This is a genomic window from Ensifer sp. NM-2 (genome assembly GCF_003024455.1).
GTDB classification, from domain to species: domain Bacteria; phylum Pseudomonadota; class Alphaproteobacteria; order Rhizobiales; family Rhizobiaceae; genus Ensifer; species Ensifer canadensis.
Window position 1 is genome coordinate 169,749 of record NZ_PVZR01000011.1, and the last position, 25,864, is coordinate 195,612.

Sequence of the window (25,864 nt, forward strand, 5' to 3'; positions counted from 1 at the left end):
CAAAGTTATGAAGCGCATAGGTACTGACCCTTTCTTTAGCTGAAGAACAGAAAAGGCTGAAACCGGTGTTTTGGGGAGTACGTAACAGTAACACGACGTAACACGGCGACACGAGGGACTGGGAACCGCAGCGTCGCGTCGGCCGCTGCGGTTGTTCTCGTTACACCTGCGTTCAGCGCCCGAACAACGAGGTCGGGCCATTCGCGTCAAACACTAAGATCGCGTTTGATGGCGCAGGTCGCGATAAAGGTCGGCACAAACCTGTCGATCAGGAAACTGGCGCATTGAACGACGCTCCTCTTACAACACTCGAAAATTGGCGGCTGCGCTGCAAGCGGTCAACGTTCAGTAGAAGCCGCCTTTCGGTAAAAGACTGCGGTGTGACGTCGCATCGTTTTCAGCGTGTCAGCTAAAAACGTGCAGAGATCGAAGAATTTGCGGCGCCCACACGTCATCATCCCAGGAGCGACTTCGGCCGCTTGTGAAGCGGACGCAATCGCGTAAAGTCGGCCGATGCAGCCTGAGGTTACGATGGGCCTGCGCGTTTTTAGGGGCAACATTTGATCATTTCATTGCACGGCGGGGGACACATCCGGATACGCGGAGCAAGGCAACCTTCGATACCTGGATGCCTTCAACATGGAGTTGAGGCGGCATGATTCGCGATTTGATTGCCAAGCTCGCTTCGGTCGCCATCATGATGTTTGCCCGCGCACTGACAGCTGCCCGGGCACTCTGGCACGAAACCGGCCTGCCGCCGAGACAGAGCATCTATTTCGCCAACCACTCCAGCCATGGCGATTTCATCCTGATCTGGGCCGTGCTGCCGCCTTGGCTGCGCGACCGCGCCCGCCCGGTTGCCAGCGCCGAATACTGGCTGAAGTCGAAGCTGACATCGTTCATCGGCCGCGACGTCTTCAATGCGGTGCTGATCGAACGCGACCCCGCCGCGCGCACAAGCGACCCGGTCGAACAGATGGCGACGGCTCTGGACGAAGGTGCCTCGCTGATCGTGTTTCCCGAAGGCACGCGCAACCAGACCGAGGCCAAGCTGCTGCCATTCAAGAGCGGGCTCTATCACCTCGCACGCAAGCGGCCGGACGTGGCGCTTGTCCCTGTCTGGATCAACAATCTCAACCGCGTGATGCCGAAGGGCGAGTTCGTTCCGATCCCGCTGATCTGCACGATCAACTTCGGCGAGCCGTTGAAGGTTGGACCAGACGAGAGCAAGGAAGACTTCATCGCCAGGGCGCAAGCAGCACTGCTTTCCCTCGCCCCGGCACAGACGGATAACGACGCATGAGTACCACGACTTCCGATATGGTCACCCTGCTGCTCGGCGTCGGCGGCATCCTGCTGTTCGCCTCTTCGGTCGGTTACGTACTGCAGCGCAGGCTTTCGCCCGACGGCTCCAATGGAGCGATCGAGAACCTCAACGCCCGCATCAAGGCCTGGTGGGCAATGGTGTTCCTCATTGCCATCGCCTTCATCGCCGGACGTGTCGGGGTGCTGCTGCTTTTCGCCTTCTGCTCATTTGCGGCGCTACGTGAATTCATCACGCTGATCAATACGCGCCGCGCCGACCATTGGGCGATCGCTGCTGCCTTTTTCCTGGCCTTACCGATCAACTATTATCTGCTCTGGGCCGAAGAATACGGCATCTACGCGATCTTCATTCCTGTCTATGCCTTCCTGCTGATGCCGATCATTGCTGTCCTGCGGGGCGATACGCAAAACTTCCTGCTGCGGATTTCCGAAGTCCAATGGGCGTTGATGATCTGCGTGTTTTGCGCCTCGCACGTACCGGCCTTGCTGACGCTGCAGATACCCGGCTACGGGGGGCGCAACGTGTTGTTGATCGCCTTCCTGGTGATCGTCGTGCAATCGAGCGATGTGCTGCAATATGTCTGGGGCAAGCTCTTCGGGCGCACCAAGATCGCGCCGAAGCTCTCGCCGTCGAAGACAGTGGAGGGGTTCGTCGGCGGCGTTGCCAGCGCGACGCTGCTCGGCGCCTCGCTCTGGTGGATCACGCCGTTTACCCCGATCCAGGCCGGGGTGATGTCGTTCATCATCACGATGATGGGCTTCTTCGGCGGGCTGGTGATGTCGGCGATCAAGCGGGATCGCGGCGTCAAGGACTGGGGCCACCTGATCGAAGGCCATGGCGGCTTGATCGACCGGCTGGATTCGGTCGTATTCTCGGCACCGATCTTCTTTCATCTGACGCGATACTGGTGGTCGTTGACATGAGCGGCCACCTGCGCGCTTTTGCCCGCAGCAGCATCGTCCACGTGCTTTTTGCTTTCATAGCAATGGGCGGATGGGCGCTGTTTGCCAACAGGCACCACCCAATGCCGCGACCACTCGTAGCCGGCCTGGTGCAGGGCGCCCTTTCAGCCGCGCTGACACTGTGCCTGAAATCGGCCATCGACGCGCTGTCTCTTCGTTTCCGCGGCACTTCGCAGCTTTGGATGCCGCCGCTCCTCGCCTGCCTTGCTTCGACAAGCATCCTCGTCGCCGTGCACGCGGCAACCGGAACACCGGAAATTCTCAAAACCATTGCCGTGCCGCTGCTGGTATCGGGCAGTTATGCAGTGCTCTACAACTATTCGATCAGCCGCGGGGGAGCTTGACCAATGACAGAAACCGGCGACCGCAGGCCGTTGGCCAGCCGAAACACCCGCTGGGCGCAGGCAATCGCCCGACGCCTCGCCGCGATGTCGATCACGCCCAACCAGATATCGCAGGCAAGCATGGCGGCCGCGGCTCTGGCAGGCGTTGCTTTCTGGCTGACCAGCGAGACCCAGGACGGACTTCGCGCCCTGCTTTTCATCGCGGCGGCCCTGTTCTGCCAGATGCGTCTGCTCTGCAATCTATTTGACGGTATGGTTGCCGTCGAGGGCGGCAAGGGTGAACCGGACGGTCCGTTCTGGAATGAATTTCCCGATCGGGTCGCCGACCTCTTCATTTTCGCCGGCGCCGGCTATGGCGTCGGCCTGCCTGCGCTCGGCTTTGCCGCAGGCGCCTTCGCCGTGCTCACCGCCTATGTCCGCGAACTCGGCCGTGCCAATGGCGCACCGAGCGACTTTTCCGGCCCGTTGGCAAAACAGCACCGCATGGCGGTGATCACGTTGGCGGCCGTCGTTTCGGCTTTTGAAGGGTTGTGGCTCGGCGATGGCGAAGTACTGCTCGTCGCCCTTGTTGTCGTCTCGGTCGGGGCAGCCGTTACGGCATTGCGCCGCGCGCGACGCCAGACCGCCTGGCTGAAGGCCAAAGCCGCAGCAAACTAGCCTCCGCGGACCGCACCCCCCAACCTCAATCCGTTGAACGCCGTCGCCTGCATCGGCTCGGCGAACCCCTTGACGTCCTCGAAACTTATTATTAGATAGATTACTCTATTTATTATAACGCCACTGAGCCGCCCTTGAACGTTTTGCGCCACCCACTGCCGACCCCCCGGTTGGCGGAGCTACGTCGACCGTTCGCCCAACCATGCCCGTTCGGCGATAGGCGTTTTGAATCAGATGGATCCGGCCGGCCGCCACATCGCCTGCCGTTACGGAGATGACCATGACCACCCAAGACCGCATAGACGGGGTCGATGCGCTGCGCGGCTTCGCGCTGCTCGGCATTCTGCTCGTCAACATCATGGCCTTCGCTTCGGCATTTTACGGCCTCGAATTGCCTGACCCATCGTTCGATACCGGCCTAGACCGCGCGGTGCACTTCGCTGTCGCACTGTTCTTCGAAATGAAGTTCTACCTGCTCTTTTCCTTTCTCTTCGGCTACAGCTTCACCTTGCAGATGCGCTCCGCCGAAAAGGCAGGCGACGCCTTCGTGCCGCGACTCTTGCGGCGGCAGGCGGGGCTCTGGCTGATTGGCCTGACGCATGCGGTGCTTTTGTTTCATGGCGACATCCTGACGACCTACGCCGTCCTTGGCATCGCCCTGATGATGTTGCGCACGCGAAGCGATGCCAGCCTCTGGCGTCTCGCTCGCCTGCTGGTGATCAGTACGGCGCTTGCCTGGTTCGCCCTTGGCGTCGCCGCCGTCCTGGAGCCTCCAGTCCTTGAGCGGTACGCCATCATCGCCGCGGCTGCAGCGACGGAAGCGGCCTTTCGGGGCGATTGGCAATCCATCATCGGCCAGCACCTGACGGAACTGTCATCGGTCTGGGTCATCCTCGGCCTGTTGCAGGCGCCATCGGCGCTGGCCATGTTTCTTGTCGGCCTGATTGCCGGACGTCGGCAGATCCTGTCTCGGCCGCAGGAGAACCGCGCCCTGTTCCGTTGGCTTGTTCGCCTCGGCCTTTTCGTCGGCCTGCCTGGCGCCGTCATCTATGCCTATACCAGCGTCCAAATGGCCGATTCGCCTCAGGCGATCACCGGACTTGCCGTCGGGCTGTTGACCGCGCCGTTTCTGACGGGAGCCTATGTCGGCGCGATGATGCTGTTCCTCGATAGTGCCGCTGGACGGTGGCTGCGCAACCTGTTGGCGCCGGCCGGCCGGACCGCGCTTTCCAACTACCTGCTACAGTCGCTCATCTGCGCGCTTATCTTTCATGGCTACGGTTTCGGCTTGATCGGCCATATCTCGCCGCTCGAAACCGTATCGATGGCCCTTGTCGTCTACGCCGCCCAGCTTGTTCTTAGCCGCTGGTGGCTGCAACGCTTCGCCTATGGACCGCTGGAATGGCTGCTGCGCCTCATCACCATTTGGCGCGTGCCGCAATGGCGCAACCTTGCAAGCGCCGATCGGCGGTAGACCATTCTTTTCGGCGAGATCGAGATCGCACCCGGCGACCCTGCTCGCCGGGCGCTTCGGTGTCGATGCGGCATATGAAGCCAAAACGAAAACGGCCGGTCACGTAGGACCGGCCGCAATTTTCAGAACCGTGCTGACGGATCAAACGAAGCGCGACTGTTCCAGCGCCGCTTCGACGAAGCTCGCAAACAGCGGGTGCGGATCAAGGGGGCGCGATTTCAGCTCCGGGTGATACTGCACGCCGATGAACCACGGATGGTCAGGGTACTCGACGGTCTCAGGCAGAATGCCATCAGGCGACATGCCCGAGAAGACCAGGCCGCAGGATTCAAGCTGCGGCTTGTAATCGACGTTGACCTCGTAGCGGTGGCGATGACGCTCCGAAATATCGGCCGTGCCGTAGATGTCGGCAATCTTCGTGCCGGTCTTCAGCGACGCACGATAGGCGCCAAGGCGCATGGTTCCGCCGAGATCGCCGGAAGCCGAGCGCTTCTGAAGTTCGTTGCCCTTAACCCATTCGGTCATGAGGCCGACGACCGGCTCCTTGGTCGGGCCGAACTCGGTCGAGGATGCCTTGTCGATGCCGGCAAGGTTGCGCGCCGCTTCGACGACTGCCATCTGCATGCCGAAGCAGATGCCGAAATACGGCACCTTGCGTTCGCGGGCGAAACGCGCCGCGTTGATCTTGCCCTCGGAGCCACGCTCGCCGAAGCCGCCGGGAACCAGGATGCCGTGTACCTTTTCGAGATACGGCGCCGGATCTTCCTTTTCGAAGACCTCCGACTCGATCCACTCGAGCTTGACCTTGACCCGGTTGGCGATGCCGCCGTGATAGAGCGCTTCGGTCAGCGACTTGTAGGCGTCCTTGAGGCCGGTGTACTTGCCGACGATCGCAATGGTGACTTCGCCTTCCGGCGTACGGATGCGATCGGCAACTTCTTCCCACGCTTCCATGCGCGGCTTCGGTGCCGGCTCGATGCCGAAGGCGGCAAGCACTTCGTTGTCGAGGCCTTCCTTGTGGTAGGCGATCGGCACGTCGTAGATCGAAGCGACATCGAGCGCCTGGATAACCGCCGACTGGCGGACGTTGCAGAACAGCGAAAGCTTGCGACGTTCGGCCTCGGGAATTTCGCGATCGGCACGGACGAGCAGGATGTCGGGATGAATGCCGAGCGCCTGCAGTTCCTTGACCGAATGCTGGGTCGGCTTGGTCTTCAGTTCACCAGCCGCCGGAATGTAGGGCATCAGCGTCAGGTGGACATAAACGGCGGTGCCGCGCGGCAGATCGTTGCCGAGCTGGCGGATCGCCTCCATGAACGGCATCGCTTCGATGTCGCCGACGGTGCCGCCGATCTCGCACAGCACGAAATCATAGTCATCGTTGCCTTCGGTAACGAAGTTCTTGATCTCGTTAGTAACGTGCGGGATCACCTGAACGGTTGCGCCGAGATAGTCGCCGCGACGTTCCTTGTCGATGATGTTCTTGTAGATCCGGCCGGTGGTGATGTTGTCGGTCTTCGTCGCCGAACGCCCCGTGAAGCGTTCATAGTGGCCGAGATCCAGATCGGTCTCGGCGCCGTCGTCGGTGACGAACACCTCGCCGTGCTGGGTCGGGCTCATGGTGCCCGGATCAACGTTGAGGTAGGGGTCGAGCTTGCGCAGTCTCACCCGGTAGCCACGCGCCTGCAGCAACGCTCCAAGAGCAGCCGCAGCTATGCCTTTTCCGAGGGAGGAAACCACGCCGCCAGTGATGAATACATATCGCGCCATGGGAGTCACCGGTTACCTTTTAACAAACGATTCCGCCACCGAAAAATTCGCCTATCCGAATTTTTCCGTCTTCGAAGGGAATCAGATTTCACACAAAATAAAACCGGCGGATGGTGCCATCCGCCGGTGGGTTCATTTAAATTGCGACCTTATTGGCCGCTGGGAACTTGCGATCCCGTGTTGCCGTTGGCGCCGCCTGCAGGCGTTTGCGTTGTCGTGGCACCGCTAGCCGGAGCCTCGCCTGTGGTCGCCGGAGCCGGTGCTGTTGCACCGTTGCCGGTCGCAGGCTGCTGGGTCGCGCCGCCGGCCGGAGCCTGAGTGTTGCCACCGCCAAGCGAATCGAGGACGCCGCCGCCCGAGCTGGTGCCCGGAATACGGTCGAGGATGTCGGTCGCCTGCGGCTGGTAACGGGCGAGGATACCCATCGCCAGGGCCAGAACGAAGAACAGTGCCGCGAGGATCGCCGTCGTGCGGGTCAGCGCATTGGCAGTGCCGCGTGCGGACATGAAGCCCGAGCCACCGCCGATGCCGAGGCCACCACCTTCGGAGCGCTGAATGAGAACGACGCCGATCAGGGCAACGACGACCATGAGATAGATGACGAGTAGTACGGTCTGCATCAGCTTCCAGTCCTGCCCTTTGGGCAAACGAATCAAATCTTGCGCGGACTCGGGGCTTCCCGGGCGCAATTTTCGCGCTTCTTTATACCAAGCCGTCCGCTATTCCAACCCCCTGCCCGGCCTGTGCCGGACAATCAGGCCGTCAAATCTTCATAAGCCCGGTAGATGGCGAGGAAGTCTTCGGCTTTCAAGCTCGCACCACCGATCAGCGCGCCATCGACGTTGGCAACGCCCATCAATTCGCGGGCATTGGACGGCTTGACCGAACCGCCGTAGAGAATGCGCATCTTGCCGCCGGCACCACCGAACCGCGACACCAGTTCCTGGCGCATGAAGGCATGCGCCTCTTCGACGTCGGCAGTCGTCGGCGTCAGACCCGTACCGATCGCCCAGACCGGCTCATAGGCAATGACAGTGTTTTCCGCCGTGGCGCTGTCGGGCAGGCTTTCGGCAAGCTGACGCTTGAGCACGTCGAGCGTCTTGCCCACCTGTCGCTCGTCACCGGTTTCGCCAATGCAGACGATGGCGACCAGTTCGGCGGCGTGGGCGGCGTCCGTCTTGGCGCGCACCAACCCGTCATGCTCGGCATGGTCGGTGCGTCGCTCGGAATGGCCGACGATCACATGGGTGCCGAAGCAATCGGCGATCATTTCGGCAGAAACTTCGCCGGTATGTGCGCCGGACTGCTTCTGATGGCAATCCTGGGCGCCGATCATCAGCGGGCTATCGTCGCAAAGCGCGGTCGCAACATAGAGTAACGTCGCGGGCGGGCAGATCAGCGTCTCGACCTTGCTCGACAGATCGCCCTTGACCCCTTCGGCCATCGCCTTGATCTGATCGAACGATGCGCGCGTTCCGTTCATCTTCCAGTTTCCGGCGACGAGCGGGCGGATGTCAGGCGTCATGAAATTTCCTCCGGGTCAGGTCATTTTCTCGGCAAGCGGCCTAGCAAATGCAGCCGGCAAAGGAAAGCATCCGTCGCTGAATATTCCGGCAGGACCAAAACGATCGGCCCGGCCGGTGGTCTCTCGCATTGCAGCGCCGCGCGTTAAGTATGACGCGCAAAGGATGCTGTAACGCTTTCAACCTGCTGAATAATATCGTCCTTGGATCGATTCCGAATTAAGGATCTATATGCGGGCGACGGTGCGAGCCATGTGGATCACCGCAAAAGGCAATCCTTCATCATCCCTCTCCTGTCGGCCCGTGACGACAAAGCCGCGACGGTGATAGAATTCGACCGCGCTCGCGTTGTCGGCGTAGACGCTGACGTCGAGATGACCGAGCCGCGTCGCGGCGTGTTCGATCAGTCCGCGGCCGATGCCGGCGCCATGGACTTCGGGATCGACGAACAACCCGCCGACAAAATTGTCGATCAGCCCGATGAAGCCCGCCGGATGCCCACCGACCTCTGCGACCCAATTGTCGGCCATCGGCAGGTACGTGTCGCGGACGATCTGCAGCTGGGTGACCAGCCGCTCTTCGCCGAGAAAGGGATGCCCGATGCGCGAGGCGGACAGCCAGATGGCCACCAGCCGGTCACGATCTTCCGCGCGGTAAGGCCGGATCACCGTTTCTGAGAGCCGATTGGCCTCGTGTTGGTCGTTTTGCATGTCTCTCTCATAAGATATTCTGAGCGGCAACCCGCCGAGCGCCGCCAGTGATGCCTCTTTCAGGCCGCAAACTTGAGCACGGCCTCCGGCTCTTCGCCGTAGCTATCGCCTGTCAGAACAAAGCCCAACCCCTTGTAGAAACCTTCTGGGCTCGCCTCACCCAGTCCGCAGCTGGTGTAGAGCTCGCGGATGCCACGCGCCTTGAGGTCGCGCACGACGAGTTCGATCGCCTTCTTGCCGATGCCCTTGCCCTGAAATGGACGGGCTATCATGAAGCGCCAGAGGTAGACGCCCGGGCAATCGATGCCGTCGTCCCAATCCGATCCCTGGTGCAGCATGATGAAACCGACGAGCGTCTCCTCGGCGTAGATCGCGCGGAACCAGGCATTCTCGGAGAAATGCGCTTCCGCAATCGAGGTGCCGTTGTCGGCGACCATATTGCGCTGTCCTTCGCTCAGCGTTTCGCTGAGCTCGCAGACCTCGCAAACGGTAAGCGCGGAGATACGGCGGAAGGTAATTTCTGCATCAGACGGCAATGCATGTTCGCTCATAAGCGACTCCTGAAAATCAAATGGATGAAAACGAGGACCAAGCCAAAAAGGCCGGCCGCGGTTTTAGATCGTCCGCCAACGATTTGAGCCAACGCTCAAATTGGACATATGATCAAATCTGCGCTATGTCAATCGCATACAACCGGAGACTGAATATGGTGTACATGACCCGCCTCGCCCGGCGCGAGGCGATCATTGCGGCGGCCATCGCCGTCATGCTGAAGGACGGCTTCGACGGGATGACGACACGTCGGGTTGCAGCCGAAATGGGAGCGGCCAACGGCATCATCCACCATCACTTCAAAACGGCAAGCGACCTCAAGTGTGCGGCCTTCCTGCATTACGAGGCTGCGGCCCGTGCCGAGTTCGTGGAGATGCGCCCTGCACTCAGTGCGACGGCAGCGCTCAAGCTCTTCGTCAGTGACCACACGGACGATACACGGGAAAGCGGTATGCGGTTCTGGGCGGAGGCATGGCGGGCAGCCCAGGCCGACCCAGAATTGGCCGGCGCTTACGCCCGGGCCGTTTCCGGCTGGCATCGTCTGCTTTGCGGCATCATTGCGGACGGTGTCGCGGCGGATGAATTCCGTGCAGGCGTGCTCGCAGAAACGATCTCCTGGCGGATCCTCGGTCTCGGAATTGGCCTTTCCAGCATGGCAGTGCTGCCTATGCCGCTGCTATCGCCGACAACCGTGCGCCGCCTGATGATGCAGGCCGTCGCGGACGATCTCGGCATCTCGTTTCAGGAGATAACCGGGGCATCCTGACCTATACCAAACCTGCGCTGATATTGACCTATTGCGTGGGACCGTGTGCGGTCATCCGGCGAGGAGCGGACCTGAGAGCGATGCCTTGGCATCGGTCGAGGATTGCGACGCTGCCAGTGGGCGACAGACGGCCCGCCCGAAGGGCCGGGCACTTTTGCCCCTTGATGGCGTTGACAATCCTCACCGGACCACGCGGTCCGGCTGCGGTTATCTCCTTGCCGGAAACCAAAATCGCTCCGGCGCAATCGGTCAATATCAGCGCAGGTTGGTATTACGCCTTTGCCGCAAGTGCCTTGCGGATATCAGCCACGTGCTGTCGGTCGAACAGGTCGAACACCTCGTCCCCCGTCAGCCGTTGGACGTCCTGGATATGGGGATAGGCATGCTCAGCCTCACCGAGCGCCAGATAGGAGCGGGCGATGGTCATCGACCCGAGCGGCTGGCGCAGTGAAAGCGTCCATTCGCGAACGAGTTTCGAAACAGCGATGCTCTCGCGGTGAAGCCTGACATCGTGGAGCGCGGCACCGTAACCGCCTTTGACCCAATAATAGAGGTCTTCCCCCTCGAAGTTCGCGTCCGCCAGTTGCGCCGCATTGCTCGAGCGATTCTGCGAACCGATGCTCCGCCCCCAGCGCGATGCCGGCGTTGGCATGTTTCAACACCACGTTTTCAAGTGGGATCATCTCGGTCGTCGCGCTATTCTGCGTCATGTCTCATGTTCCGCAATACGTTGGATCTGCAACCATCAGACCAGCCCGTCGACTGCCCTGCGCGGAGCAGATGAGATATCTTTCGACTGTATCAACAGGATCGGCCTGCGAATTTACGGTATCGTCGGAGAATAAAAGATGGGGCCAACGGGTCTTATCCGGGTGACGAAGGCGAATATTTCGTCCGAATGCCGCAGGAGCGTGCCATGCTGCAAAACAGCAAGTCTACATTCGGCTGGGTGACGATCATCCTCCATTGGCTGATCGCCATGTCGATCCTTGGCCTACTGGCACTCGGCTTTGTCATGCGCAGGCTATCCCTGGATCCAGCCCTGCAGTTCTCGCTCTACCAATGGCACAAATCCTTCGGCTTCACCGTGCTTGCCCTCGCCGCGCTACGCGCCGTCTGGCATGTGCTCGATAGGCAACCACAGGCGCCTTCAGGCCTTTCCGTGCTCGAACGACGCGCGGCCCGGACCACGCATGCAATCCTGATCGGCCTGACCATAGCCGTGCCCCTTGCCGGTTGGGCGGTTGCGTCGACCTCGACGCTGAACATTCCAAGCTTCTATTTCGACTGGTTCGTCATCTCGCATCTGCCGATGGCGAAATCGGAAGCAGCCGAGAGCTTCTGGACGTCGACCCACGCAATCCTCGCCTACGCGACGCTGGCTCTTGTCGCGCTCCACGCGATGGCCGCGCTCTACCATCACATGGTGCGCCGCGACGAAGTTCTGGTTCGCATGCTGCCGACGCGACTGCTGCGGCGCGGCGAGGTCGAAAAGACCAAGGGCAGTCAGGTCATTGCCAAGAGGAAGTGAACCATGATCAAGCAGCAATCGAAGGCAACGCCAACAGCATTGGCACTTGGCGTCGTGCTTGCCACGACGTTCGGACCAAGCGCCACAAGTGCCAGTGCGCCGCAACTCTCGGACGCTGCCGGCAGCTACGGCATCACCGGTGCGTCACGTGTGCATTTCTCCGTTGCGCAAGTCGGTGGCGGCGGCATCATCGGCGACTTCGGCAAGTTCTCCGGCAATTTCCGTATCGATGGCAATAACATCGCCCGTTCGTCGGTCGAGTTCACCCTCTACCCGGAAAGTGTCGAGACGGGAGAAAGCCGCGTCGAAGATTTCCTGAAGTCGAGTGCGGTCTTCGACAGCGCGACCTATCGCACCGTCACCTTCCGCTCGACCAGCGTCAAGCAGACCGGCCCGGACACGGCCGCCGTCGAAGGCACGTTGACGGCGCGCGGCAAAGCGCGGAAGGAACGGTTCTCCGTCAAGCTGATGGACTGGAACAGCCGGTCGATCTCCTTCATAATCCGCGGCAGCATCTTTCGCTCACCCTACGGCATGGACGTCGGCACGCCGATCTATTCCAATGTCGTCGAATTCGACATGAACATAAAAGGGCAGAAGCACTAAGCTCCTGCCCTTCGAGGTATTTTTGGGTTTCCGCTCAGCCGCCGATCTGGCTACCGAGGAAATCCTTGACGATATGCACGATGCCGCGGCCAAGAAGCTCATCCAGTGCCGCGATGAACTGGTCGACGTGCGCGCGCTCGCAGATCAGCGGCGGCTCGAGCCGGATGACATTGCGATTGTATTCGGTAAAGGCAACCAGCACGTCGTAGTCGCGCAGAAGCAACGCACCGATGAAGCCAGAGAGCGAGCCCTTCAGCTTGTCATCCAACACGGAAACGACCGGACGCAGAACCATCGGCAACGTCTGGCTGAAATCCTGGAACTCCAGGCCAACCATCAGTCCCTTGCCGCGTACGTCCTTGATGATCTTCGGATATTTTTCCTTCAGCGCCTGCAGGCGTTCAAGCAGATAGTCGCCGCTGTCAGCGGCGCGATCGATCAGATGATCGTCGTAGAGCACATTGATGCCCTCGATCGCGGTGACGCAGGCTTCGCCCATGCCACCGAAGGTCGCCATGGCGTGGATCATCGCCGTCTTCGATGTGCCATAAGCCTTCATGTAGACGTCGCGGCGGGCGATCATTGCGCCAACCGCCGCCTTGCCGGCACCGAGCGACTTGGCGAGCGCGGTGACGTCAGGAATGACGCCATAATGCTCGAAAGCATAGAAGCGACCCGAACGGCCATAACCGCACTGCACTTCATCAGCGACCCACAGGACGCCATAGCGATCGCAGAGCGCACGCAGCTGCTGCCAGTACTCGGCCGGCGCCTGGATGATGCCACCGCCGCCCAGGATCGTCTCGAGCACGATCACGCCGATTTCGGGATCGGACTTGAAGGCGTTCTCGACGGCTTGGATATCGGCGAAGGGAACGCGGACCGTGTTGTCGGCAACCCTAAACTCGGCGCGGTAAAGCTGGCCGTCGGTAATGGCAAGCACGCCCTTGGTTTTCCCATGGAAGGAATTTTCCGCGTAGACGACCTTCGGACGCTTCGGGCCGGCGGCGCGCTCGGCGAGCTTGACGGCTGCCTCCATCGCCTCGGAACCGGAGGAACCGAGGAAGACCATGTCGAGATCAGCAGGCGAGCAGGCGGCAATGTTCTTGGCGAGCGCCGATGCATATTGCGACATGAAGGCGATCGCAATTTCGTGGCGCTTCTCGTCCTGGAACTTCTGGCGTGCTTCGAGAATACGCGGATGGTTGTGGCCGAAGGCCAGCGAACCGAAGCCGCCGAAGAAGTCGAGAATCTTCCGACCGTTCTGATCGGTGTAGTACATGCCCTCGGCGCTTTCGATCTTCACCTTGTGAAAGCCGAGCAGCTTCATGAAGTGAAGCTGACCAGGGTTGAGATGGTCCTTGAAGGCGGTCGTGATGTCCCCGATCGACATGGCTTTCGCCTGCTCGACCGTGATCAGATTTGGCCTTGCGACCCCGCCTTCGATCGACGGCGCCGAGACGCCTGTGCGGTTCGGTCTATCCAGCATTGTCATTCCCCTCACTCGGCCGGTACGGCTGCGGCGTTTTGCATGGCAGCGCCGGATTTCTTGGCCCGATACTCGTCATAGGCGGCAATCAGCATGTCGCCATCGTTGAACTCCGGCCGCCAGCCGAGCTGATGCTTCAGCTTGCCCGTTTCACGGACGCAAAGTTCGTCGGCAATCAGGTACTGCTCCGGATCCATGATCGGCTTGTTGATCAGATCGAACAGCGCCAGTGTCTGCTTCACTGCGAAGCCAGGCGTCGGCAGCAGGAAGGACTTTGAATCGGCGTGCTTGATCAGGTTGCCGAGAAGCTCACGCACCGAAGGAGGACTATCCGAGCCGAGGTTGTAGGCCTCGTTGGGCACGCCACCCTTCCAGGCGAGCCGCGCCGCTTCGGCGCAGTCGAACACCGAGATGAACTGGTACGGTACCCTGCCCGAACCGATCATCGGCACCGGCAGGTTCATGTCGATCAGCTTGAACAGTTTTTCGAGGATACCGAGGCGGCCGGGTCCGATGATCAGGCGTGGGCGGAAGATCGAGATGTTCATGCCCTGCTTGCGCCATTGAGCGGCAAGTTGCTCCGTTGCCCACTTCGATTTTCCGTATTCGCCGAGCGGCTTTGCCGGATGGTCCTCGGTCTGCGGCGACTGCACCGTGTGGCCGTAGATCATGTCCGTGGTGAACTGAACGAGACGCGACGCATTGGCTGCGCCCATGGCCTTCATGATGTTCTCGGCACCGTAGTAGTTGACCGGCCAGAAGAAATCCCAGCGCTTCGAACGGATCTGCAACGGTGACAGCATCTTGGCCGCCATGTTGTAGACCATGTCGTCAGGGCCGATACCGACCTTCAGCACATCGCTCATCTGCGTCACATCGCAATGGACGAAGCGGGCACGGTTGTAGTGCGGCAGATCGGACTTGACGATATCGGCGACCACGACCTCCTCGCCATCCTGAACGAGGCGCTGCGCCAGATGCCGGCCGACGAAACCGTCGCCACCAAAGATAATATGCTTCATGACTTGCTCCCGAAATCTGCTGTTCTTGCACCAGCCGTATCGATCGACTTTTCGTCGCCATGGGATGACATGCCCGACTGGGCGATCAGAACCGTTCCAACGCAGATGAGCGCGATGCCGGCGATGCGCCAGGCATTGAGGTCCTCGCGGAAGACGAAGTAGGCGAAGATCGCAACCGCCACATAGGCCAGGCTCAGGAACGGATAGGCGAAGGAAAGCTCTACCTTCGACAGCACATAGAGATGCGATGCCATCGAGATGACAAAGGTCGCGAGACCCGCGAAGACCCATGGATTGAAAACGATCTGGAACAGGCGAACAATCGCCGTCTCTGCCGTCATCGAGATCGGCCCGAGTGACATCATGCCCTGTTTCAGCATCAACTGTGCCGCCGCATTGGTCAGCACAGTGAAGAGAATGAATGGAATATATTTCATAGTTTTACCCCCAGTCCCGGGGAAGTACCTACACGCGAGAGACGCATATTCAGTGAAGTTCGCGTGTTTAATTTAATAAAATTGTCGGCATTCTCACTTTGGCAAAGCCAGCGCCGTGCGGCGCCAGAAGTTCGACGTCAGCGCTGGATCGCGCAAAGCCTCAAGCTCCCTCCAGGAAGTGAAAGATTTTTCAAAGACTTGCGGGCTCATACGCGCATCCTTGTAAGGATTGATCGCGCCCCCGGCTTCGACAACGATTGCATCCAGCCTGTCCAGCAGCTTAACCGTCCGTTCACCTTGATTGGCGAAGTCGAGCGTCAAAGTAAAACCAGGCCGCGGAAACGATAGGAGCCCGCGGGAGGCGACGTCCCCGAAGCGCTTCAAGACGGTCAGGAACGATGCGTGTCCGGCACGGCGCGCGGTCTCCATCAGCGTCGCGGTGATCTCCCGCGCATTCTCGGCGGGATAGACGCTCTGGTGCTGATACAGACCTTTGGGGCCGTACAGCCTGTTCCACGCGCCGATGGCGTCGAGCGGATAGAAATAGGAAGTCCACGGCACCGTCGACACGGCCTCGCCCGGTTTCTGCTTGCGGAAATAGTATTCGTTGAAGGCCTTGAGCGTCGCTGAATTGAGCAGGTTGAACGGTGGCGAAAACGGCACCGAGAGCTTCATGCCTTTCGGCATATCGGGAAGCTCGCAAGAGCCATCGGCATGGTCGCCGGCCAGCAGAACCCCACGGCCCATACGCCGTCCCGTTGCAAGCTGGTCGATCCAGGCGACTGAGTATTCGTGTTCTTCGTCGACGCGATCGACGAGACCAAAGTATTCGTCGAGATTATCGAAGCGGATCGCGTGCTGCTGCACATGCGGCGACGGCACCTTGGTGAGGCGAAGACTGACGGTCAGGATCAAGCCGGTGAGCCCCATTCCGCCGATCGTGGCGGAAAACAGCTCCTGGTTCTCCGCCGGAGTGCAGGCCAGGTGCTCGCCATTGGAACGCAGGAGCGTAAAGCCAGTCACATGATTGCCGAAGGTACCGCGGGCATGGTGGTTCTTGCCGTGGACATCGTTGGCAAGCGCGCCGCCAACGGTGACAAAAGCCGTACCTGGTGTCACGGGAAGAAAGAAGCGGTGCGGAATGGCGCGGGCCAAAACGTCGCCAAGGGTAACGCCGGCTTCGCAGGTCATCATCCCTGTGCCCGGATCGAAGGCGATTATGCGCGCGTGTCGACGGTTGTCGATCAGCATGCCGCGATCGTTATGGCAGCTGTCGCCGTAGCTGCGGCCGTTGCCGAACGGCAGGAAGGCATCGGGCTCGATATTGCCGATGCGATCTTCGTAGTCGTCGGGTGAAATGCCCTGTCGTGGCCGACGGTCGAGCCGGCCCCAACTTTCGTAGTCTTGTGCGTTCATTGCGGCCCGACGGCTCCGAAAAGAATAAGTAACGCCCCGATCAGCATGGTCAGCTGGCTGCGCCAATCGCGCATGATGAAGACCACCGGATCCTCGTGCAGCATGCCACGGCGCGCCAGCATCCAGATCCGAAGGAGCATATAAAGCACCAGCGGGCAAAGCGGCCACAATGCCCACGGCGTCGTGTACATTTCCTGCAGTTCCTTGCTGTGCACGTAAAGCGCAAGCACCAGAGCGGAAGTGAAGGCTGAGGCCACGCCTGCCTGCCCGACCATCTCGAAATCGACCGCGAGATAGCCGCGCCCGGGAACGGCACCGCCGTCCTTGTTGTCGAATTCATGCAGTTCGACGTAGCGCTTCACCAGAGCCAGGCTGAGGAAAAAGAAGATCGCGAACGACACCAGCCAGAAGGAAAGTTCCGTTCCGGTCGCCGCCGCACCGGCAACGATACGGGTCGTGTAGAGGCCGGCAAGCGTGAACACGTCGACGAGAAGCTTGCGCTTGAGCACAAAGGTGTAGGCCGTCGTAGCACAGGCATAAAACGCCAGCACGCCAGCAAACTTCCACGGAAGGAGAAAGGTCAGCGAAACCGAGGCCAGGGTCAGGCAGACGACCAGCACCAATGCCGTCGGCACCGACATCTGGCCGCTGGCAAGCGGCCGGTTGCGCTTCTTCGCGTGGCGCCGGTCGTTCGCCAGATCGGAGAGGTCGTTGATGACGTAGACGGCGGAGGCCAGGAAGCTGAACGCAAAGAATGCGATGGCAACACTCACCAGCGCATCCAGATGCAGCACCTCATGATTGAGGATCATCGGCACGCCGATCAGCACGTTCTTCGCCCACTGATGGACGCGGATCGACTTCAGCGGCGCAAGCATGCTCACTTTGCCGGTGTCGAGTTTCTCGGCATCGTGACTACGACGCCATTTCTCAGCCGCCGCATCGGGTGCCACGACGATTGCCCGGCGCGACGCCTCGAAGACCGCGATGTCGTCGCGGCTGTTGCCCATATAGTCGAAGCCACCTTCGCCGAACCGTTCCACCAACGCATCACGCTTTCGGCTGCTGGTCAGATTGAGTGCCTCCGACGAATGCATGATCGAAGAAAAGAGCCCGATATGCGCTTCGACCTCTCGCGCGACGGAAGGTGCAGCACCGGTAACCAGCACGATGTCGCGTCCTTGGGCCTTTTCGGCGGCCAATCGAGCAAGGACGGCCTGGCGATACGGCCAGTCCGCCGCCATTCGTCCGGAGCGCAAGGCAACCTCATGTTTCAGACGCGCCTTGCCCTGCGATAGCCACATGAGCATCGGGAAGAGCATCAGCGGATTGCGCAAAACGATGATCGCAGCACCTTCCCACAGTGTGTCGGCAGCCAGTAAGGTGCCATCCAAGTCGACACACAACGGAATTTGCCGTGTTTCGATATGCGCATTCATGAAATCTACCCCAGCAATATCTGCCGGGGATAATCGCGCCGATCACTTTCAAAGGTGGAAATAAGCAGCGCGCCTACACCCGGAAATTGCCGTTCTGGTTAACAAATGCCGAGCCGCGAGCGATGTCCGTCAGCGGCTGCCGATCCAGTTCAAGGCGTCGCGCCAATCGGTCATACGGACCGGCGTTCCATGCGATCCGGTCTCAAAGAGCACGAAGCGGGCCGGATAGCCCTGCCCTTTCAACGCGCTGTACAGCGCCTTCTGGCTCGCTGCCGGATAGACACTATCTCGGCTGCCATGGCTGAAGAACATCGGCAATTTCGCCTTGTAGGCGGCGCTCTTGGTAAAATCAGGATCGGCAGCGCCGCCCATGATCATCATGCCGCCAAGCGCTGCCACAGCGCCCGCGTCACGAGACACACCCCAGCAAATGAAACTGCCCATGGAGGCACAGGCCAGCACGACAGGTCTCCCGCCGGAGCGCTCGGCGGCAAGTTTGACCAGGCCTGCAACGTCCGCGGCCCCGGCCGCATCGAAGGACCGCACGCTCGGCGCGTAATAAACGCCCCCATTGGCGACAGCGAGGTTCTTCAGGCGATTGAAGTTGCCGCCGAAGGAGAAATCATTGGCGCCGAGGCGCCGGTCTCCCCCGCGTCCATGGATGAAAATCACGGTGAATGCTGCGCCGCGCTCCCGACCGACGCGCGTCACGTCGAGCGAGCGCCCGCCAACATCGAGCGTCTCGTTGACCTGCTCGCCTTTGACACCCAACGAGACGAAGGCGCGTTTGACGCGCCGCTCCGGAATTTCGTCGCGTTCATTGATATCGCGCAGTTCCTGATAGTCGACGACGCGGTAGTCACCGCCCTCGCTCTCCTCCAGCACCTTGCCGTATGAAAACAGATCGTCCTTGTAGGGCTTAAGCACCTGCGCCTCGGCGCAAACGATCGAGCTTGCAAAAAGGCCGACGGACAGAAAAATGGCGGCAAGCCGGCGAAAGCAAAAATCAGCTGTGGACACGGACAACGAAGGGCTCCCTGGTTCGCGGCAAAGCCTTGCCATCGGCCCGACAGCAAAGCAACAGTTGGTAACAAACGCCGACGCAGAGGCTTTATTTTGCAGGCATCCGGCGCGGCCATTCTCCTTTTGTTCGCACAATCGGCAAGAGTCTGGCAGAATTCGGGTGATTCGAATGACTGGGGATGGCGACAAGACCGAGGTCTTGCTATGGCCTTCAGCACCTCCGCACGACAGGAATGATCTAGACGCCCCATGGACGACAACAGCGACCTCTTCTCCGCAATACCCGAACAACCGAAGCCCGTCGTGGCAGACGCCGCGCCTGTTGCGCGAACGGCGCCGGCTCCGCGTGAAGAACCGCGCCCTGCTCCCAAAGGCAGCGACAGCGGCGACTATGATGCTTCGGCGATCGAGGTGCTGGAGGGGCTGGAGCCTGTCCGTCGGCGTCCGGGCATGTATATCGGCGGCACCGATGAAAAGGCGTTGCACCATCTCTTCGCCGAAGTCATCGACAACTCGATGGACGAAGCGGTGGCGGGGCACGCCAACTTCATCGAAGTCCATCTCGACGCCGACGGCTATCTGTCGGTAACCGACAACGGCCGCGGCATTCCGGTCGAAAACCATCCCAAATTCCCGGGCAAATCGACGCTCGAAGTCGTCATGACGGTTCTGCATGCCGGCGGCAAGTTCGACGGCAAGGCCTATGAAACTTCCGGCGGTCTGCACGGCGTCGGCGTCTCCGTCGTCAACGCGCTGTCGGACGATCTCGAAGTCGAGGTTGCCAGAAATCGCAAGCTCTATCGCCAGCGCTTTTCGCGCGGCGTGCCGCAGGGTGGCCTGGAGGAGCTAGGTGACGTCCACAACCGACGCGGAACGCGGGTTCGGTTTCATCCCGATCCGCAGATTTTCGGACCGCATGCCCGCTTCGAGCCGGCGCGCCTGTTCCGCATGGCACGCTCGAAGGCCTATCTCTTCGGCGGCGTCGAAATCCGCTGGTCGTGTGATCCGTCGCTGCTGCCGGAAGGCTCCGAGATACCGGACCGGGCGGTGTTCCACTTCCCCGGCGGCCTGAAGGACTATCTTGCCGCAACGCTCGGAAAGGAGTTCACGGTTACCCGCGAGATCTTTGCCGGCAAGTCCGAGAAGTCGAACGGCCACGGATCGCTCGAATGGGCCGTCACCTGGTATGGTGGCGACCAGCAAGTCCATTCCTATTGCAACACCATTCCGACGCCTGAAGGCGGGACGCACGAGGCAGGTTTCCGCATCGCGCTCACAAAGGGTCTGAAGAATTACGCCGAGCTGACGCAGAACAAGCGCGCCGCCATTATCACCACCGATGACGTGATGATTTCAGCCGCTGGCATGCTCTCGGTCTTCATTCGCGAGCCGGAATTCGTCGGCCAGACGAAGGACAAGCTGGCAACCGTCGAAGCACAGCGCATCGTCGAAAACGCCCTGCGCGATCCTTTCGATCATTATCTTGCCGACAACCCGGCCGAGGCGGCAAAACTGCTTGAATGGGTGATCGAGCGCGCCGACGAGCGCGTCCGCCGCCGCAAGGAAAAGGAAGTCAACCGCAAGACCGCGGTGCGCAAGCTGCGCCTGCCCGGCAAGCTTGCCGACTGCTCGCAGAACACAGCCGAAGGTGCGGAACTTTTCATCGTCGAAGGGGATTCGGCTGGCGGCTCGGCCAAGCAGGCGCGTAACCGCGCGAACCAGGCCATCCTGCCGCTCCGCGGCAAGATCCTCAACGTCGCCAGCGCCGGTCGGGAAAAGCAGGGCGCCAACCAGCAGATCGGCGACCTGATCCAGGCGCTCGGCTGCGGTACTCGCAGCAAATACCGGGAAGAGGACCTGCGCTACGAACGCATCGTCGTCATGACCGACGCCGACGTCGACGGCGCGCACATCGCCTCGCTGCTGATCACCTTCTTCTACCAGGAGATGCCGGAGCTCATCCGCGGCGGCCACCTCTATCTCGCCGTACCCCCGCTCTACCGCCTGAGCCAGGGCTCGAAGACGCTCTATGCCCGCGACGACGCCCATCGCGAAGAGCTGATGCGCACCGAATTCAACGGCCGCGGCAAGGTCGAAGTCGGCCGGTTCAAAGGTCTCGGCGAGATGCTGCCGGCGCAGCTCAAGGAAACGACAATGGATCCGAAGTTCCGCACGCTGCTCAAGGTCCAAATCGACGACGTCGATTTCGAAGGCACGCGCGAAGCCGTCGACAGCCTGATGGGCACCAAGGCCGACGCACGCTTCCGGTTCATCCAGGAACGCGCCGTGTTCGCGGATAATCTCGATATCTGATCGACCGAGACGTCGCGGTGCCTATGTGTTTACAAGCAGATAGGCACCGTGGGTGAAGCCGATAATGGCACGCCCGAAACGACGGGCGTTGCCCATTTGCGAGGCGCCTTCAAAGACGCCGCTCCGACTATCGATCGAGATCTGCAGGTGTGCGCAGCGCCTTCTCCATGAACAGGCTCAGCGGATCCGGCTGGTAGTTGCCGAAAGGCGGGCGCTCGACATATCCGGCGCTCCTGTAGAGCCCGATTGCTTCCGGCTGGTGAATACCGGTTTCAAGCCGGATGATATCAAGACCGCAGTTCTCGCCGTGCCGCTCGACTGTCTGCAACAAACGCTTTCCGACCTTCAGTCCCCGCGCCTGCGGGTCGACGAACATGCGGTTGATCTCCGCCGAACCATCGCCGGCTTCGACCAGCGCGCAGCAACCGACGACAACTCCATCAAAACGCGCGACGAAGAAGGATACGCTTGGCTTCTCCAGCGTCGGCACATCGACAAGGTGGTTGCTTTCCGCAGGATAGAGCAATGCGGCATAGGCGTCCGACATTTCCAGAAGGCGCAGGATTTCCGGCTGGCGTGGTAACTCTTCGGCGATCGTGACGTCAGGCAATTTTTATCCTCGGCAATGGCTTGGTTCGTTTGCGGTTCTGAAGCGAAACTAACGGCCTGTAGGTCGGCACCCAATACGTCAAATTGCGCAAGGACCAGACCTGCCCATCAATCCGAATGACGCGGCGAAACAAATTGTTTCTGCGCGTTCAGGCCATTGCCCTAATTCCGGAAGAATCACACAGGCAGAAGTCGTGCAACCGGCGCCCAGATGGATACAGCCAGACCATGAAAGCCACCCTGATCGTTATGACCATCCTTGGCTGTGACCACGACGTCAGCCAGTGCCAATATATCTCGACGGTCGACGGGACATGGCCCTCGATCGCCCAATGCGATACGGATTCGCAGAAACATTTGCCGCGCTTTTCCAATGCCAACTATCCCGTGGTCGTCGCCGTCTGCGAGAGTTCCGGCCCCGGCTTCGCCACCAATGATCCGCAGCCGGAGGTCGTCGCTCCGCTTCCGCAGCCCGAGACGCCGGCGCCGCAGGCAGCAGAGGTGCAACCGACCCTGCCAAAGCGCGCCCTTGCGTTTCTCTCCGGCGCCGTTCCCGACCGTGAGAAGCTGAAGACCCTGGTCAGCAAGCCGGTTCACTACATCGAGGACGGTTATTCCTGGGTGGCGCGGCGGTTCACCGACTGACGCAATCAGGCGGGGTCATTCATCAGGCTTTCGGCGCTCGTGGTTTGGCGGCCAGCACGGCTGGCTGACCTTTCGGCGAATTGACGTCAGGCGGCCTGGCGCGCGGCCAATTGGGCATAGTCGCGGGCAGACTGCCGTTGCTCGGCAAAGGCCAGACGCTCGAGAATTTCCGCCATTGCATTGCAGGCCGGCGAAGGCGCCCTTTGACCGTGCAAGCTTGCGAGCAGCGCGGCACAGACCGAGGCGCGACAATCGTCCGTGCCGGTCGTGCCGTCCTTGCGCCAGAGCAGGACCGCCTCAGCGAACGCTTCGCTGACGTCACGCCCAAGGCCGGCGCTCTCGAACAGGGCGCGAATGGAATGGATGCGGCCGCTCGAGAGGATCGAGCGAACGCGCTTTTCCGTGACGCCAGAGAGATCGACGATGGCTGCCGAGAAAAACTCCGCCCGACCGGTGACAAGTGCATGCAACAGGAACGCCGGCGTCAGGCGACCGGTCCCGCGCAGATGAGCGACGAGGTCAGGCAATTCATCCACAGCCAAAGCGCCGGCCATGCCGACCGCTGCGACGTCGCAGGCCTCGCGCGTGATCCGCTCTACCCGCGTCTTTCCGATCGCCATCTGAACCAGACCGAAGGCGGCGAGAGCTGCCCCCACCTCTTCGACGAGCGCGTGCCGGGCATCGCTTGGCAAGTCGGCGCGGTCCAGCAGCAGATCGCGGATGGCAGCGGAATAGCCGAGACGCTCAGCGATCCGCTTCAACGACCGGCGCGGCAGCTGGGCACCGCCATTTTCAAGCAGGATCAGCATTTCTTCTTCGCCGCCGATTTCAGCGATAGCGGCTGAGACGGAACGTGACACGAATGCGCGGGCCGCAATCAGCGCCCGTGTCTCGACCGAGCCCCGGGCTGCAAGATCGACAAGGTCCTCGTCGGTCAGAACAGGCGAGCGGGAAATGACGATGTAGGCGATTTCCGGCTGGTCTTCGGCAAGCCCGAGAATGATGGCACGAGGAATATCGGAGGATGGCGCGAGCACTTCGGCCAGAGCCGAACGTACCTTCGGAGAGGGATCGTCGAGCAGAAAGGTCATTGCCATTTCGGCAGCCTGACGATCAATACCGTTCATCTGCGCGTCGACATAGGCGCGACCGAGGGCCCGGGCAGCGCGGGCACGATCGCCCGTTCTCGCCGTCTCCACCCAGCGAAGAAATGCTTGTATGATCACCGACGCCCCACTAGACACCCAAAGCCACCTGATGTTGGAAGCCTAGCCGGCAAAGGTTTAAGATTGGTTCACCATGTCCGTTAACCGCTTCAAAACCATGAAACCACTGCTGTTTCAGAGCGCCGGCGCGCCGCTACCGACGTCCGTCGATCTCAACGCTTTCGATGGCATTATTGTCGATCTCGGTTTTGGTGACGATGCACTAGCTCAGCTGGTGGCAGTCGCGCGCGGTGCCTGCCGTGTCTTCGCACGGATCGCTCCAATCAACCGCCTGGCAGCGGAGGACATGGCCTCGCTTCTTCGCAACGACATTAGCGGCGTCCTGCTTTCCGGATGCCGGAGCCGCGCAGATGTGCAGAGGCTCGATGTCATGCTGCGCGTCGCGGAGGCGAACGTAGGCAATCGCCTGCAGCAGGTCGCTATCCTTGCCGAATATGGCTCGGTCCCCGAAAGCGTACTTTCGCCCTACTCCCTTGGCGAAAGCTCGCCGCGTCTCGAAGGAATTATTTTCGATGCCTCTGCGCTGGCGGCGGCTATCGGCTGCAGACCATCGAAGGAGCCGCAGGATGAGGTTCTGGTCGCACCAATCGCCGCCGGGCGCGCCGCTGCTGCTCTTCGCGCCCATGAAGCGGGTCTTGGCTGTTACGAAATGCTGCCGCAAACGGCAGTGACTGAAAAGGCCGTCCGGCGCGCCTTCGCTGCCAGCCGCGCCAATGGCTTTTCTTCCGTGGTCTGCCGCTCGCCGGAGCAAGCGGCATGGCTGGATACAGGCGGCTGACGCTTCCTCCGACTACCCACGCCTCAGCGCGTGGGACGCACCATCTGGAAGACGTCGCCGCCGTCGCAGTAATCCATGTAGCCGAGGCGGGCGAGCGGGCGGACCGTCGCCATGTCGAAACGACCGTCGCGGATCGCCTCGTCGCGAATGTGGATGCCGACCACCTGGCCGATGACGACGTAATTGTCCGAGGGCTCGCCATCGAGCCCCTTTGGCTGGAACATCTCGGTCATCCGGCACTCCAGCGCCGCATAGGCCTCGCCCACGAACGGCGCCTTGACCAACGTCCCGTCAACCGGCGTCAACCCGGCTATCGTAAACTCGCTCTCGCCATGGGGAGCTGCAATCGAGGTCTTGTTGACCGCCTCGCTCAGATTCCGGCTGGCGAAGCTGGCGGTGAATTCGCCGGTGGCCTCGATGTTGCGCACCGAATCCTTGTAGCCGCTCGACGAAAACATCACGAGTTTCGGCCGGTCGCTGATCGCATTGAAAAAGGAATAGGGCGCGATATTCAGCGAGCCGTCCGTGGCGCGCGTGCCGATCCAGCCGATCGGCCGCGGCGAGACGATGGCCTTGAACGGATCATGCGGCAGGCCATGCCTGTTTGCGGCCGTGTCGTAGAACATCAGGCGTCTTCTCCGACCCAGGTGACGATCTCGGCCAGTTCCGGGCGTGGACGCTCCGTTGGCGGGACCGTAGCGGTGCCGATGTGGATAAAGCCGGCGATCTTCTCGCCCGGCTCAACGCCGAGCAACGGATAGGCAGCTTCGTCGAAGGCGTACCATTCGGTCAGCCAATTGGAGGCATAGCCGAGCGCATTGGCCGCCATAAGCAGGTTGAGGCAAACGGCACCGGCCGACATCTGCTGCTCCCATTCCGGGATCTTGAAATGCGGGGCTGCCTTGCTGACGACCGCAACGACGACCGGAGCCCGCGTCATCCGCGTCTCCTCGACCTTGATCATCTCGTCAGACAGATCGGGCTTCTTGGCGAGTGCCATTGTCTTCAGTTCGGCGCTGATGCGCGCCCGCTCTTCGCCGCGGTAAACGATGAACCGCCACGGAGCGAGCTTGCCGTGATCCGGCACACGCGAGGCGAGCTTCAGCATTTCCTCGACTTCAGCTCTACCGGGTCCTGGTTCACCCATCTGAAAAGCGGGAATGGACCGGCGGGACGCGAGATAGTCAACGAGCTTTATTTCGGTTTTCATATTGGGTGAATTCCACTATTTTGCCGCCGACCGGC

Annotated in this window: 27 protein-coding genes; 11 read left to right on the top strand and 16 right to left on the bottom strand. The window is 60.9% G+C overall.

All coding sequences use genetic code 11. From position 1 onward, the window contains the following. Nucleotides 1–655 precede the first annotated feature (655 nt). The 5 genes from C6558_RS21845 (at nucleotide 656) to C6558_RS21865 (ending at nucleotide 4,764) form a co-directional block, all read left to right on the top strand. Nucleotides 656–1,303 carry a lysophospholipid acyltransferase family protein gene (locus C6558_RS21845; protein ID WP_207207487.1) on the top strand — a complete coding sequence of 216 codons (648 nt, stop codon included), beginning with the start codon at nucleotides 656–658 and terminating at the stop codon, nucleotides 1,301–1,303. Beyond that, the gene (locus C6558_RS21850) at nucleotides 1,300–2,250 is read left to right on the top strand and encodes a phosphatidate cytidylyltransferase (RefSeq protein ID WP_025426759.1); all 951 of its coding nucleotides are present in this window, start codon (nucleotides 1,300–1,302) and stop codon (nucleotides 2,248–2,250) included. Before C6558_RS21845 ends, C6558_RS21850 begins: the two co-directional genes overlap by 4 nt. After that, a complete protein-coding gene (locus tag C6558_RS21855) occupies nucleotides 2,247–2,633 on the top strand; it encodes a hypothetical protein (RefSeq protein ID WP_025426758.1) in 387 nt (128 codons plus the stop codon). Before C6558_RS21850 ends, C6558_RS21855 begins: the two co-directional genes overlap by 4 nt. A 3-nt stretch (nucleotides 2,634–2,636) precedes the next feature. Further along, a complete protein-coding gene (locus C6558_RS21860) occupies nucleotides 2,637–3,290 on the top strand; it encodes a CDP-alcohol phosphatidyltransferase family protein (protein WP_025426757.1) in 654 nt (217 codons plus the stop codon). A 280-nt stretch (nucleotides 3,291–3,570) separates the two neighbouring features. Then, a complete protein-coding gene (locus C6558_RS21865) occupies nucleotides 3,571–4,764 on the top strand; it encodes a DUF418 domain-containing protein (RefSeq protein WP_063963221.1) in 1,194 nt (397 codons plus the stop codon). Nucleotides 4,765–4,905: 141 nt separating this feature from the next. Here the strand turns inward: C6558_RS21865 and C6558_RS21870 are convergent, their stop codons facing one another. From C6558_RS21870 to C6558_RS21890, 5 genes are all read right to left on the bottom strand, one after another. Further along, entirely contained in the window at nucleotides 4,906–6,534 is a 1,629-nt protein-coding gene (locus C6558_RS21870) for a CTP synthase (RefSeq protein WP_025426755.1), read from the bottom strand. Nucleotides 6,535–6,683: 149 nt separating this feature from the next. Further along, nucleotides 6,684–7,154, bottom strand: a complete 471-nt coding sequence (secG, locus tag C6558_RS21875) for a preprotein translocase subunit SecG (RefSeq protein ID WP_025426754.1) — start codon at nucleotides 7,152–7,154, stop codon at nucleotides 6,684–6,686. 134 nt (nucleotides 7,155–7,288) lie between these two features. Next, nucleotides 7,289–8,059, bottom strand: a complete 771-nt coding sequence (gene tpiA / locus C6558_RS21880) for a triose-phosphate isomerase (RefSeq protein WP_025426753.1) — start codon at nucleotides 8,057–8,059, stop codon at nucleotides 7,289–7,291. A gap of 225 nt (nucleotides 8,060–8,284) precedes the next feature. Continuing rightward, entirely contained in the window at nucleotides 8,285–8,767 is a 483-nt protein-coding gene (locus C6558_RS21885) for a GNAT family N-acetyltransferase (protein WP_025426752.1), read from the bottom strand. A 59-nt stretch (nucleotides 8,768–8,826) separates the two neighbouring features. Next, the gene (locus C6558_RS21890; RefSeq protein WP_057214222.1) at nucleotides 8,827–9,318 is read right to left on the bottom strand and encodes an N-acetyltransferase; all 492 of its coding nucleotides are present in this window, start codon (nucleotides 9,316–9,318) and stop codon (nucleotides 8,827–8,829) included. A 155-nt stretch (nucleotides 9,319–9,473) separates the two neighbouring features. On the opposite strand from C6558_RS21890, the gene C6558_RS21895 reads away from it, so the two are divergent. Further along, nucleotides 9,474–10,085: a TetR family transcriptional regulator C-terminal domain-containing protein gene (locus C6558_RS21895; protein ID WP_025426750.1), complete on the top strand. Its 612-nt coding sequence runs from the start codon at nucleotides 9,474–9,476 to the stop codon at nucleotides 10,083–10,085. A 271-nt stretch (nucleotides 10,086–10,356) separates the two neighbouring features. On the opposite strand, the gene C6558_RS21900 is transcribed toward C6558_RS21895, so the two are convergent. Beyond that, complete coding sequence (locus tag C6558_RS21900) at nucleotides 10,357–10,737, bottom strand: hypothetical protein (RefSeq protein ID WP_025426749.1); 381 nt, start codon at nucleotides 10,735–10,737, stop codon at nucleotides 10,357–10,359. Between the two features lie 264 nt (nucleotides 10,738–11,001). On the opposite strand from C6558_RS21900, the gene C6558_RS21905 reads away from it, so the two are divergent. Both C6558_RS21905 and C6558_RS21910 read left to right on the top strand, forming a co-directional pair. Next, nucleotides 11,002–11,616, top strand: coding sequence for a cytochrome b (locus tag C6558_RS21905; protein WP_025426748.1), 615 nt, complete (start codon nucleotides 11,002–11,004; stop codon nucleotides 11,614–11,616). Nucleotides 11,617–11,619: 3 nt separating this feature from the next. Further along, nucleotides 11,620–12,222, top strand: coding sequence for a YceI family protein (locus tag C6558_RS21910; RefSeq protein WP_025426747.1), 603 nt, complete (start codon nucleotides 11,620–11,622; stop codon nucleotides 12,220–12,222). A gap of 34 nt (nucleotides 12,223–12,256) precedes the next feature. On the opposite strand, the gene C6558_RS21915 is transcribed toward C6558_RS21910, so the two are convergent. From C6558_RS21915 to C6558_RS21940, 6 genes are all read right to left on the bottom strand, one after another. After that, a complete protein-coding gene (locus C6558_RS21915; RefSeq protein WP_371412282.1) occupies nucleotides 12,257–13,711 on the bottom strand; it encodes an aspartate aminotransferase family protein in 1,455 nt (484 codons plus the stop codon). Nucleotides 13,712–13,722: 11 nt separating this feature from the next. Continuing rightward, nucleotides 13,723–14,733 (bottom strand): NAD(P)-dependent oxidoreductase, encoded by a 1,011-nt coding sequence (locus C6558_RS21920; protein WP_025426745.1) that lies wholly within the window; start codon nucleotides 14,731–14,733, stop codon nucleotides 13,723–13,725. Continuing rightward, complete coding sequence (locus tag C6558_RS21925) at nucleotides 14,730–15,170, bottom strand: transporter (RefSeq protein WP_025426744.1); 441 nt, start codon at nucleotides 15,168–15,170, stop codon at nucleotides 14,730–14,732. Before C6558_RS21925 ends, C6558_RS21920 begins: the two co-directional genes overlap by 4 nt. A gap of 93 nt (nucleotides 15,171–15,263) precedes the next feature. Next, nucleotides 15,264–16,586, bottom strand: coding sequence for an FAD-binding oxidoreductase (locus C6558_RS21930; RefSeq protein WP_084814406.1), 1,323 nt, complete (start codon nucleotides 16,584–16,586; stop codon nucleotides 15,264–15,266). After that, entirely contained in the window at nucleotides 16,583–18,025 is a 1,443-nt protein-coding gene (locus C6558_RS21935) for a UbiA family prenyltransferase (protein WP_025426742.1), read from the bottom strand. The genes C6558_RS21930 and C6558_RS21935 overlap by 4 nt, the downstream gene beginning before the upstream one ends. Before the next feature lie 129 nt (nucleotides 18,026–18,154). Beyond that, entirely contained in the window at nucleotides 18,155–19,087 is a 933-nt protein-coding gene (locus C6558_RS21940) for an alpha/beta hydrolase (protein WP_051509160.1), read from the bottom strand. A gap of 210 nt (nucleotides 19,088–19,297) precedes the next feature. On the opposite strand from C6558_RS21940, the gene parE reads away from it, so the two are divergent. After that, complete coding sequence (gene parE / locus C6558_RS21945; RefSeq protein WP_025426740.1) at nucleotides 19,298–21,361, top strand: DNA topoisomerase IV subunit B; 2,064 nt, start codon at nucleotides 19,298–19,300, stop codon at nucleotides 21,359–21,361. Between the two features lie 127 nt (nucleotides 21,362–21,488). Here the strand turns inward: parE and C6558_RS21950 are convergent, their stop codons facing one another. Then, nucleotides 21,489–21,971 carry a GNAT family N-acetyltransferase gene (locus C6558_RS21950; protein ID WP_025426739.1) on the bottom strand — a complete coding sequence of 161 codons (483 nt, stop codon included), beginning with the start codon at nucleotides 21,969–21,971 and terminating at the stop codon, nucleotides 21,489–21,491. Between the two features lie 227 nt (nucleotides 21,972–22,198). On the opposite strand from C6558_RS21950, the gene C6558_RS21955 reads away from it, so the two are divergent. Further along, on the top strand, nucleotides 22,199–22,615 hold the full coding sequence (locus tag C6558_RS21955) for a hypothetical protein (RefSeq protein WP_084814407.1): 417 nt from the start codon (nucleotides 22,199–22,201) through the stop codon (nucleotides 22,613–22,615). A gap of 86 nt (nucleotides 22,616–22,701) precedes the next feature. Here C6558_RS21955 and C6558_RS21960 read toward each other — a convergent pair whose 3' ends face one another. Continuing rightward, nucleotides 22,702–23,841 carry a DUF2336 domain-containing protein gene (locus C6558_RS21960; protein WP_057205100.1) on the bottom strand — a complete coding sequence of 380 codons (1,140 nt, stop codon included), beginning with the start codon at nucleotides 23,839–23,841 and terminating at the stop codon, nucleotides 22,702–22,704. A 73-nt stretch (nucleotides 23,842–23,914) separates the two neighbouring features. Between C6558_RS21960 and C6558_RS21965 the strand changes: the two genes are divergently transcribed. Next, nucleotides 23,915–24,619 (top strand): aldolase/citrate lyase family protein, encoded by a 705-nt coding sequence (locus tag C6558_RS21965; protein ID WP_025426736.1) that lies wholly within the window; start codon nucleotides 23,915–23,917, stop codon nucleotides 24,617–24,619. Nucleotides 24,620–24,642: 23 nt separating this feature from the next. Here the strand turns inward: C6558_RS21965 and C6558_RS21970 are convergent, their stop codons facing one another. Then, on the bottom strand, nucleotides 24,643–25,245 hold the full coding sequence (locus C6558_RS21970) for a flavin reductase family protein (RefSeq protein WP_025426735.1): 603 nt from the start codon (nucleotides 25,243–25,245) through the stop codon (nucleotides 24,643–24,645). Beyond that, entirely contained in the window at nucleotides 25,245–25,829 is a 585-nt protein-coding gene (locus C6558_RS21975) for a nitroreductase (RefSeq protein WP_025426734.1), read from the bottom strand. The genes C6558_RS21970 and C6558_RS21975 overlap by 1 nt, the downstream gene beginning before the upstream one ends. Between the last annotated feature and the right edge of the window lie 35 nt (nucleotides 25,830–25,864).